Raw genomic sequence first — 9,544 nt, forward strand, 5'->3', positions numbered from 1 at the left:
CCGCAGAGGCCGAACAACGAGGACGGACCCCACGTGATGCCACCCGGCACCGGGGGTCCGTCTCGTCGCCGGGGAGCCGCCCAACCCCCCGGCCCGCGCAGCTAGCCGGTGGCCGTCACGCCCCGGCCGGCCGCACGCCTCGACAGCACCGTCGGCCAGTGCGCGAGCAGCGCGGTCGCCGCGTACCAGGAGACCGCCCCCGCCGCCACGGCGAACCAGCCCCCGGCCTTCGCGAGACCGTCGCTGTCGGCGAACACGCCGATCGCGAGCAGCACGAGGGACACGAAGAACAACCCGTGCACGGCCTGGCCGAGTTGGTCGCCGCCCGCGAGGGTGAGCGAGAGCGCCACGAGGGCGAACAGCAGCAGGAACAGACCGGCGGCGTTCTCCGAGACCTGGCTGTCGGCCGACACGGCCCACGTGAACCACAGGGCCCCGAGCGCCGCGAACGCCGTACCGGACACGGCGTCGCCGTCGCGGAAGGCCAGCAGTCCGGCGACGAAGAGGGCAACGCCCCCCACGTACTGGGCGATTGACATGGCGTCAGCGGCCGTCACGCCGTCGATGAGCTCGGTGTGGCCCAGTCCGAACGCCAACAGGGTGATTCCCAGGGCCAGTCGGCCGACCGCGGTGGTGGTTGCGCTTCCCGCGGAGACGTCTTTGTCCACGGCGGGCTCCCTTCGTGCGGGTGCGGTGGTGCGATGACCGGTATATGCCCTTCACAAGGGCACAAACACCTCTACGCGCGAGTAGATTCGCCCATCCCACCAGGGAGAACCGCGAGTTAGGGAATGACGATGACGGGCCGCTTCGCCCGCTTGGCGAGCCGTCCCGCGACGGAGCCGAAGATGCGTCCGACGATCCCGTGGGTGGAGCCGACGACGATCGCGTCCGCCTCGTACTCCCGCCCGACCTCCTCGAGCTCGTGGCAGATGTCGCCGCCGCGCTCCACGAGGATCCAGGGGACCTCGGCCAGGTAGTCCGCACAGGCGAGCTCGAGGCCGAGCACCTCGGTGCGGTGGTCCGGCACGTCGACGAAGACCGGTGGCTCGCAGCCGGCCCACACGGTGGTGGGCAGCCGGTTGGCGACGTGCACGATGATCAGGCCCGAGCCGGAGCGATGGGCCATGCCGATCGCGTACGCCAGGGCGCGCTCACTGGACGTGGAGCCATCGAAGCCGACCACGACGCCGTGCTTGAAGGCGGGGTCGCAGGAGTGGCGTGGCTCTTCCGCCGCCAGGGGCTCGGCCGCCGTCGGATCGGCGACGGGCCGCTTGCGGTCCGCTGGTTCGAAGAATTCGTGACCGGCCATGGCTGTCTCGGCGTTGTGATCCTTGTGTGGGAGGGACGACCGTGTGCGGCGGAGCTGTGTCCGGGAATCATCTTCCCAACCCCATACCCCCAAGGGTACGGCGGCAAGCCTCCTTAGCCCAGAGCCCGCCCCGGTCCGTGGGGGTTCCAGGGAGCATGCACGAGAGGGCGCCCGTAACGCAATGGTTGCTGCGCTGTACAGGCGGTTTGCACAGGATGCGGGCGGCCTCGCCGCCCCCGGACCACCGAACGGCCCCTCGACACAGTGACCGAAGGGTCGAACAGGCGTTGAACCCGTGACCCACGCCGCAGGGAGACGCCCCAGGGAGCACGCGATGACCGGACACCGACCGCCCTCCGAGGACTCCAGCACGGACGTGGTCCGCTGGGCCGCCTTCAGCTGCGTCCTCGTCCCCGTGGTGCTCGTCTGGTACGGCACCTCGCTGGCCGGCGCGACGGGCACCGCCCTCGGCCTCGCCGCCGTCACAGCCGTCTGCCGTATCCTCCTGCGCCGGTCGGAGCGCGGCGCCGCCCGCCTGCGCGCCGAGGAGGGGGCGCCCCGTCGCGGGCGTCACCACAGGAGCGGGACCGGGGTCCGTCGAGGCGGTCGTCACACCGGGGGAAATACACCGGTCGGCTGACCGGTTTCCATGCACCGCGACGATTCTTTTCAGCCAACTTCCGCGTTGGGCGTGTCCCTTGGTCCAAGCACCCCCCAACCCCCGTTCCACCTGCACGGATAGGGTGTCCGAGGGGCTGTGCACCCTACGTGGATTAGCCACCGCCACAAGGCGCACTTCCCTGCACGGCCCACGAGTGCAACGCTTCGTGATCGAATGCTTTACGCCAAGTTGCCATGTCGACAATGTGCCGGATGACGAACTGGTCACGCCGACAGCACGGGACACAGTAGATTCGATCTTGACGTCTTACGGCGGGGGACTCGTGCAGGACCGAGGGGAAACGTGCAGGAGCGACACAACCGAGGAGCCGCGACCACCGAGGGGGGCTTAGCAGTATGAGCCACGACTCCACCGCCGCGCCGGAAGCCGCGGCCCGGAAGCTTTCCGGGCGCCGCCGCAAGGAGATCGTCGCGGTGCTGCTGTTCAGCGGCGGCCCCATCTTCGAGAGTTCCATACCTTTGTCGGTGTTCGGGATTGACCGCCAGGACGCCGGCGTGCCGCGCTACCGACTGCTGGTGTGCGGCGGCGAGGAAGGCCCACTGCGGACCACAGGGGGCCTGGAACTCACCGCACCGCATGGCCTGGAAGCGATCTCACGCGCGGGCACGGTCGTCGTGCCGGCCTGGCGCTCGATCACTTCACCGCCACCGGAGGAGGCGCTCGACGCACTGCGCCGGGCGCACGAGGAAGGCGCCCGCATAGTCGGGCTGTGCACCGGCGCCTTCGTACTGGCGGCGGCGGGCCTGCTGGACGGCCGCCCCGCGACCACACACTGGATGTACGCGCCGACGCTGGCCAAGCGCTACCCGTCGGTGCACGTGGATCCACGAGAACTCTTCGTGGACGACGGCGACGTACTGACCTCGGCCGGTACCGCGGCCGGCATCGACCTCTGTCTCCACATCGTGCGGACGGACCACGGCAACGAGGCGGCCGGCGCGCTGGCCCGCCGCCTGGTGGTCCCGCCGCGCCGCTCGGGCGGCCAGGAGCGCTACCTCGACAGGTCTTTACCTGAGGAGATCGGCGCCGACCCGCTCGCCGAGGTCGTCGCCTGGGCGCTGGAGCACCTCCACGAGCAGTTCGACGTGGAGACGCTGGCGGCACGGGCGTACATGAGCCGTCGTACGTTCGACCGCCGGTTCCGCTCGCTGACGGGTTCGGCCCCGCTCCAGTGGCTGATCACCCAGCGGGTGCTCCAGGCGCAGCGGCTCCTGGAGACGTCGGACTACTCGGTGGACGAGGTCGCCGGGCGCTGCGGCTTCCGCTCGCCGGTGGCCCTGCGCGGGCACTTCCGGCGGCAGCTCGGCTCGTCCCCGGCCGCCTACCGGGCCGCGTACCGGGCCCGCCGTCCGCAGGGCGACAAGCCGGTGGACAGCGACGGTCCGGTGGGGGGCCCGACGGGTCCCGCGCCCAGCCCGCCGGTGCAGCTGCACCCCGAGGGCGGTCCGGTGCCGCTCCAGACCCGCCGCACCCCGGCCCCCGTGGGTCCGCCCTCGGAGAACGGCCGCGAGCTGTACGTCGGCGGCCGGGCGAGCCTGCCCGGGCAGCGCAGCGGCACGTGACGTCCTGACGCCGGGCGCGGTCCGTGAGGGCCCGCCCGGCGTTCCGGTGCCCGGGACCGGCACGGGGCGCCACAAAGCGGGACGTCAGCCGTAGGGTGTTCGCATGAACGATCGCATGGTGTGGATCGACTGCGAGATGACCGGCCTCTCGCTGTCCGACGACGCGCTCATCGAGGTTGCCGCCCTCGTCACCGACTCCGAGCTCAACGTGCTCGGCGACGGTGTGGACATCGTCATCCGCCCGCCGGACCAGGCGCTGGAGACGATGCCGGAGGTGGTGCGTCAGATGCACACCGCGTCCGGACTGCTCGAGGAGCTGTCCGGCGGCACGACCCTCGCCGATGCCGAGGAGCAGGTCCTCGCCTACGTCCGCGAGCACGTCAAGGAGCCCGGCAAGGCCCCGCTGTGCGGCAACTCCGTCGGCACCGACCGCGGTTTCCTGCTGCGGGACATGCCCACCCTGGAGGACTACCTCCACTACCGGATCGTGGACGTCAGCTCCGTCAAGGAGCTCGCCCGGCGCTGGTACCCGCGGGCCTACTTCAACAGCCCGGACAAGAACGGCAACCACCGCGCCCTCGCCGACATCCGCGAGTCCATCGCGGAGCTGCGCTACTACCGCGAGGCGATCTTCGTCCCGCAGCCCGGACCCGACTCCGACACCGCCAGGACGATCGCCGCGAAGCACGTTCTGCCTGCGCAGTAAACGCGGGCGCGAGCACCCCTTCGGACCCTGTACACTTTTTCTCGGCCGGTCGGGGAAACCAGGACAGCCGAACATGGTGGGTGTAGCTCAGCTGGTAGAGCACCTGGTTGTGGTCCAGGATGCCGCGGGTTCGAGTCCCGTCACTCACCCTCATCACCTCAGCCGGTGATCCTGGAGACAGGATCACCGGCTGAGGTCGTTTCAGGAGCCGGACGCCCTGAGCAGCGCACCGGCCCGAGGCAGCGCCGTGTCGGCGAGGGGCCCGTCGGATGCCGGGCGGCCGCCCGGACGGCGGTCGATGCGCTCGTACGCGCTCCACACCGGGTCGGCCACCCGCACCAGCGGCTCGTGGGCGATGTCGTCGAGGCGGACGGACTCCTGGCCCGCGGGCCGGTGGCCGGCCGGCGGCACCGGCACCCGGGCACCCTGAAGGCGGGCCACTGCTTCAGGACGGCCTGAGCACCTGGCAGCGCCCGTCACCACGCCGTCGTCTTCCGTACGCCGTGGCACCGGCCGGAGATCCTTGCGTTCAACCTCTTGACGCACCAGGTCAGGACGACGCCCGCTCCACCAGTTCGGTGGCGAGGACCACCTGCCTGCGCTCCAGGCCCCGGGACACCGCCGGACGGCGGTCGGCGATCTCCGAGAGGAGCAGGTCGATCATGTGGCGGCCCATCTCCTCGATGGGCTGGCGGACGCTGGTGAGGGGCGGGTCCATATGGCGGGCTATGGCCGAGTCGTCGTAGCCCACCAGGGCCACGTCCGAGGGGATGGCGCGGCCCTCCTCGCGCAGGACCTGGCGGGCGCCCGCCGCCATGACGTCCGAGCCGGCGAAGACCGCGTCCAGGTCGGGGCGGCGGGCCAGCAGGTGGGTCATCGCCCGGCGCCCGCCCTCCTCGGTGAAGTCACCGGGCTCGATCAGCCGCTCGTCCACCTCGTGGCCCGCGTCGCGCAGCGCGTCCCGGTAGCCGTCGACGCGCCGCTGGGCGCCGTAGACGTCGAGGCGGCCCGTGATGTGCGCGATCGTGCTGCGGCCCCCGGCGAGCAGGTGCTCCACCGCCGAGCGGCCGCCGCCGTAGTTGTCGGAGTCGACCGACGGCAGTGTCTCGGCGGCCGAGCGCGGGCCGCTGATCACCGCCGGGATCTCCAGCTGGGACAGCAGGTCGGGCAGCGGGTCGTCGGCGTGCACGGAGACCAGCAGGACGCCGTCGACCCGGTGGGCGGCCAGGTACTGGGCCAGCCGGCGGCGTTCGCGGTCGCTGCCCGCGAAGATCAGCAGGAGCTGCATCTCGGTTTCCGAGATCTCGGCGCCGACGCCCTTGAGCATGTCGGAGAAGTACGGCTCGGCGAAGAACCGTGTCTCCGGCTCGGGCACGACCAGCGCGATCGCGTCCGTGCGGTTGGCCGCGAGGGCGCGCGCGGCGGTGTTCGGGACGTACCCGAGCTCCGCCACCGCCGCCTCGACCGCCGCCCGCGTGGCGTCGCTGACCCGGGGCGAGCCGTTGATCACCCGGGAAACGGTCCCCCGGCCGACGCCGGCGCGCGCGGCGACCTCCTCGAGGGTGGGCCGGCCACCGCTCCGGCTCCGCGCTCCGTGGCTTGCCATGGGCTCCGCCCTTCCCACCGTGTATCTAAGCTGGCCTGGAATTTAACAGTCCCGCGTGTGGAGGTGACTGTCGCGGGGGCCACCACCCCCGCAGCGCAGGGCCACGTGTGCGAGCGGCGGCCGTGCCGAGCGGGTCCAGTTAACGGGCTGATAACTGAACGCATCTCCCCGCGTCGACTCCCTTGACACCCTCGCTCCGACCCGCGAACCTTCAACACATCACCGATGGGAGCGCTCCCACGGTACCTGACACATAAATATCCCGCACGTTCCCCGCCCGAGCCGCAGCTAGAACTAACGGGTCCAACAACGCAGTTGGCCGGGGGGTCGGCACGTCAGGCAACAGGAGGACGCAATGCGCACGACTACCCGCCGGTCCCACCGGCTGTTGGCCCTGGCGGCCGTCGCCGCACTGACAACCGGAGTGCTGGCAGGCTGTGCCGGCGACTCGGACGACGGCGACTCGTCGGGCTCGGGCAACAACGCCGGAGGCGGCAAGACCACGCTGACCATCGGCACCTTCGGAGTCTTCGGCTACAAGCAGGCCGGCCTGTACGACGAGTACATGAAGTCGCACCCCGACATCACCATCAAGGAGAACGTCACCACCCGTACCGACGTCTACTGGCCGAAGGTCCTCACCCGGCTCCAGGCCGGCTCCGGCACCGACGACATCCAGGCCATCGAGGTCGGCAACATCACCGAGGCCGTGCAGACGCAGGGCGCCAAGTTCGTCGACCTCGGCAAGGACGTCGACAAGTCGCAGTGGCTGGACTGGAAGAACGCCCAGGCCACCACCCCGGACGGCAAGCTCATCGGACTCGGCACCGACATCGGCCCGATGGCGATCTGCTACCGCAAGGACCTGTTCGAGAAGGCCGGTCTGGAGACGGACCGCACCAAGCTCGCCGCGCAGTGGAAGGGCGACTGGAACAAGTACGTCGACCTCGGCAAGCAGTACATGAAGAAGGCGCCCAGCGGCACCAAGTTCGTGGACTCCGCCTCCTCCGTGTACAACGCGGTCCTCAACGGTGAGAGCGAGCGCTACTACGACAAGAGCGGCGAGGTCGTCTGGGACAAGTCCAGCGGTGTGAAGAACGCCTGGGACGTCGCGATGTCCGTGGCCACCAGCAACATGTCGGCGAAGCTCAAGCAGTTCGACAAGCCGTGGGACCAGGGCTACGCGAACGCCTCCTTCGCCACCGTGGCCTGCCCCGCCTGGATGATCGGCTACATCCAGGAGAAGTCCGGTGAGGCCGGCAAGGGCAAGTGGGACGTGGCGGCCGCGCCGACCGCGGGCAACTGGGGCGGCTCGTTCATCGGCGTGCCGACGGCGAGCAAGCACCAGAAGGAGGCCGTCGAGCTCGCGAAGTGGCTGACCGCGCCCGAGCAGCAGGCCAAGGTCTTCGCCAAGCAGGCCAGCTTCCCGTCCACCCCGTCGGCGTACTCGGCCCTGAAGCCGGCCGCCGCCACCACGGAGTTCTTCAGCAACGCGCCGATCACCCAGATCTTCTCCGACTCGGCGAAGACGATCCCGGCGCAGGTCTTCGGCGTCAAGGACCAGCCGATCAACACCGCGCTGACCGACATCGGCATCCTCCAGGTCGAGCAGAAGGGCAAGTCCCCGGAGCAGGGCTGGGACGCTGCCACGAACGAGATCAAGGACGTGCTCGGCCAGTGACAAGCCCCAAGCAGGCACTCGCGCATCCCGCGTCGAGCGTCGAGGCCGCGCCCGGCTCCCAGCCGGGCGCGGCCCGGGGCGCTGACGGTCGCGGTACGCCGCCCGAGGGCAAGGGCCCCTGGCGCAGCCGGCTGTACCGCTGGGACATGAAGGCGTCTCCGTACGTGTTCATCGCCCCCTTCTTCGTCATCTTCGGGGCCTTCTCCCTGGTCCCGCTGCTGTACACGGCCTGGTACTCGCTGCACGACGTGCAGCTGTCCTCGCTGGACACCCAGACCTGGGCGGGCCTGGACAACTACAAGAACCTGCTCAGCTCGGACTTCTTCTGGAACGCCCTCAAGAACACCTTCACCATCGGTGTCATCTCGACCGTGCCGCAGCTGATGGCGGCGATCGGGCTGGCCCACCTGCTCAACTACAAGCTGCGCGGCTCGACCGTGTGGCGGGTCGTGATGCTGACCCCGTACGCCACCTCGGTGGCGGCGGCGACCCTCGTCTTCACGCTGCTGTACTCGTGGGACGGCGGCATGGTCAACTGGCTGCTCGACTTCGTCGGCATCGACCCGATCAACTGGCGGGAGTCCGACTGGGGTTCGCAGTTCGCGGTCTCCTCGATCGTGATCTGGCGGTGGACCGGCTACAACGCGCTGATCTATTTGGCGGCGATGCAGGCCATCCCGGCCGACCTGTACGAGTCGGCGGCGATCGACGGCGCCAACCGCTGGCAGCAGTTCATCCACGTGACGGTCCCGCAGCTCCGGCCGACCATCCTGTTCACGGTGGTGGTGTCCACCATCGGCGCGACCCAGCTCTTCGGTGAGCCCCTGCTGTTCGGCGGGGTGAGCGGTTCCAAGGGCGGCTCCGAGCACCAGTACCAGACGCTCGGCCTGTACATGTACGACCAGGGCTGGATCATCGGCAACCTCGGCAAGGCGTCCGCGATCGCCTGGTCGATGTTCCTGATCCTGCTGATCATCGCCGCGATCAATCTGCTGGTCACCCGACGGCTGAGGAAGTCCCAATGACCACCAGTGAACTGACGTTGCCTCAGTCCCGTAAGGAGGGGCGCCGGACCCGGCGGGTCATGGGCGCGGGCAAGCAGCTCCACGCGGGCCCGATGACCTACATCGTCCTCGCGGTCTTCGCGCTCGTCTCGCTGGCACCCCTGGTGTGGACGGCGATCGCGGCCTCGCGCACCGACCGCAGGCTCGCCGAGACACCGCCGCCGCTGTGGTTCGGCGGGAACCTGTTCAAGAACATGCAGACCGCGTGGGACGAGGCCGGACTCGGCACCGCCATGCTGAACAGCGTGGTCGTGGCGGGCGCCATCACGGTCAGCACCGTGCTGTTCTCCACGCTCGCCGGATTCGCCTTCGCCAAGCTGCGGTTCAGGTTCTCGGGGTTCCTGCTGCTGCTGACGATCGGCACCATGATGATCCCGCCGCAGCTCGCGGTCGTACCGCTGTACCTGTGGATGGCGGACCTCGGCTGGTCGAACCAGCTCCAGACGGTGATCCTGCCGACCCTGGTGACGGCCTTCGGCACGTTCTTCATGCGGCAGTACCTGGTGCAGGCGCTGCCCACCGAGCTGATCGAGGCGGCCCGGGTGGACGGGGCCAGCAGCATCCGGGTGGTGTGGCACGTGGTCTTCCCGGCGGCACGCCCCGCGATGGCCGTGCTCGGCCTGCTGACCTTCGTGTTCGCCTGGAACGACTTCCTGTGGCCGATCATCGCCCTGAACCAGCAGAACCCGACCGTGCAGGTCGCCCTCAACTCGCTCGGCACGGGCTATGTCCCCGACCAGGCCGTGATCATGGCGGGCGCGCTGCTCGGCACGCTGCCGCTGCTGATCGCCTTCCTCCTGTTCGGCAAGCAGATCGTGGGCGGCATCATGCAGGGCGCGATCAAGGGCTGACGCCGTCCTACGGCTTCTCCCGCACCTCTCCCGGGACCGGGCCGCCTCCGCCGCGGCCCCTGTCCCCCCTCCTCCCCCTC

At 69.9% G+C, this 9,544-nt stretch carries 10 protein-coding genes and 1 tRNA gene; 7 read left to right on the forward strand and 4 right to left on the reverse strand.

Features of this window, described 5'->3' with window-relative positions; genetic code table 11:
- Window positions 1-101 precede the first annotated feature (101 nt).
- Together AOJ26_RS15595 and AOJ26_RS15600 are read right to left on the reverse strand one after the other, a co-directional pair.
- Entirely contained in the window at window positions 102-668 is a 567-nt protein-coding gene (locus tag AOJ26_RS15595) for a GPR1/FUN34/YaaH family transporter (RefSeq protein WP_053848880.1), read from the reverse strand.
- Between the two features lie 116 nt (window positions 669-784).
- Entirely contained in the window at window positions 785-1,312 is a 528-nt protein-coding gene (locus AOJ26_RS15600; protein ID WP_020123262.1) for a universal stress protein, read from the reverse strand.
- A 334-nt stretch (window positions 1,313-1,646) separates the two neighbouring features.
- Here AOJ26_RS15600 and AOJ26_RS15605 point away from each other — a divergent pair, with 334 nt between their 5' ends.
- The 4 genes from AOJ26_RS15605 (at window position 1,647) to AOJ26_RS15620 (ending at window position 4,411) form a co-directional block, all read left to right on the forward strand.
- Window positions 1,647-1,952, forward strand: a complete 306-nt coding sequence (locus tag AOJ26_RS15605; RefSeq protein ID WP_053848881.1) for a hypothetical protein — start codon at window positions 1,647-1,649, stop codon at window positions 1,950-1,952.
- A 377-nt stretch (window positions 1,953-2,329) separates the two neighbouring features.
- On the forward strand, window positions 2,330-3,556 hold the full coding sequence (locus AOJ26_RS15610; RefSeq protein WP_053848882.1) for a GlxA family transcriptional regulator: 1,227 nt from the start codon (window positions 2,330-2,332) through the stop codon (window positions 3,554-3,556).
- Between the two features lie 103 nt (window positions 3,557-3,659).
- On the forward strand, window positions 3,660-4,262 hold the full coding sequence (gene orn, locus AOJ26_RS15615) for an oligoribonuclease (protein WP_053848883.1): 603 nt from the start codon (window positions 3,660-3,662) through the stop codon (window positions 4,260-4,262).
- A gap of 76 nt (window positions 4,263-4,338) precedes the next feature.
- Window positions 4,339-4,411, forward strand: a tRNA-His gene (locus AOJ26_RS15620).
- Window positions 4,412-4,463: 52 nt separating this feature from the next.
- Here AOJ26_RS15620 and AOJ26_RS15625 read toward each other — a convergent pair.
- Both AOJ26_RS15625 and AOJ26_RS15630 read right to left on the reverse strand, forming a co-directional pair.
- On the reverse strand, window positions 4,464-4,703 hold the full coding sequence (locus AOJ26_RS15625) for a hypothetical protein (protein WP_373413191.1): 240 nt from the start codon (window positions 4,701-4,703) through the stop codon (window positions 4,464-4,466).
- Window positions 4,704-4,812: 109 nt separating this feature from the next.
- A complete protein-coding gene (locus AOJ26_RS15630; RefSeq protein ID WP_053848885.1) occupies window positions 4,813-5,868 on the reverse strand; it encodes a LacI family DNA-binding transcriptional regulator in 1,056 nt (351 codons plus the stop codon).
- A gap of 355 nt (window positions 5,869-6,223) precedes the next feature.
- Here AOJ26_RS15630 and AOJ26_RS15635 point away from each other — a divergent pair, with 355 nt between their 5' ends.
- The 3 genes from AOJ26_RS15635 to AOJ26_RS15645 are packed head-to-tail and all read left to right on the forward strand — an operon-like array spanning window position 6,224 to window position 9,464.
- Window positions 6,224-7,549 carry an ABC transporter substrate-binding protein gene (locus AOJ26_RS15635; protein ID WP_053848886.1) on the forward strand — a complete coding sequence of 442 codons (1,326 nt, stop codon included), beginning with the start codon at window positions 6,224-6,226 and terminating at the stop codon, window positions 7,547-7,549.
- Complete coding sequence (locus AOJ26_RS15640; RefSeq protein WP_053848887.1) at window positions 7,546-8,574, forward strand: carbohydrate ABC transporter permease; 1,029 nt, start codon at window positions 7,546-7,548, stop codon at window positions 8,572-8,574. Before AOJ26_RS15635 ends, AOJ26_RS15640 begins: the two co-directional genes overlap by 4 nt.
- On the forward strand, window positions 8,571-9,464 hold the full coding sequence (locus tag AOJ26_RS15645) for a carbohydrate ABC transporter permease (RefSeq protein ID WP_179200347.1): 894 nt from the start codon (window positions 8,571-8,573) through the stop codon (window positions 9,462-9,464). Before AOJ26_RS15640 ends, AOJ26_RS15645 begins: the two co-directional genes overlap by 4 nt.
- Window positions 9,465-9,544: the final 80 nt, after the last annotated feature.

Source organism: Streptomyces sp. NRRL B-24085 (genome assembly GCF_001282115.1).
Lineage (GTDB): Bacteria > Actinomycetota > Actinomycetes > Streptomycetales > Streptomycetaceae > Streptomyces.

Bases quoted from the DNA above. Each gene is read 5' to 3' on its own strand.
- AOJ26_RS15630 (WP_053848885.1), bottom strand. From the start codon at position 5,868: ATGGCAAGCCACGGAGCGCGGAGCCGGAGCGGTGGCCGGCCCACCCTC.
- AOJ26_RS15635 (WP_053848886.1), top strand. From the start codon at position 6,224: ATGCGCACGACTACCCGCCGGTCCCACCGGCTGTTGGCCCTGGCGGCC.
- AOJ26_RS15600 (WP_020123262.1), bottom strand. From the start codon at position 1,312: ATGGCCGGTCACGAATTCTTCGAACCAGCGGACCGCAAGCGGCCCGTC.
- AOJ26_RS15605 (WP_053848881.1), top strand. From the start codon at position 1,647: ATGACCGGACACCGACCGCCCTCCGAGGACTCCAGCACGGACGTGGTC.
- AOJ26_RS15645 (WP_179200347.1), top strand. From the start codon at position 8,571: ATGACCACCAGTGAACTGACGTTGCCTCAGTCCCGTAAGGAGGGGCGC.
- orn (WP_053848883.1), top strand. From the start codon at position 3,660: ATGAACGATCGCATGGTGTGGATCGACTGCGAGATGACCGGCCTCTCG.
- AOJ26_RS15610 (WP_053848882.1), top strand. From the start codon at position 2,330: ATGAGCCACGACTCCACCGCCGCGCCGGAAGCCGCGGCCCGGAAGCTT.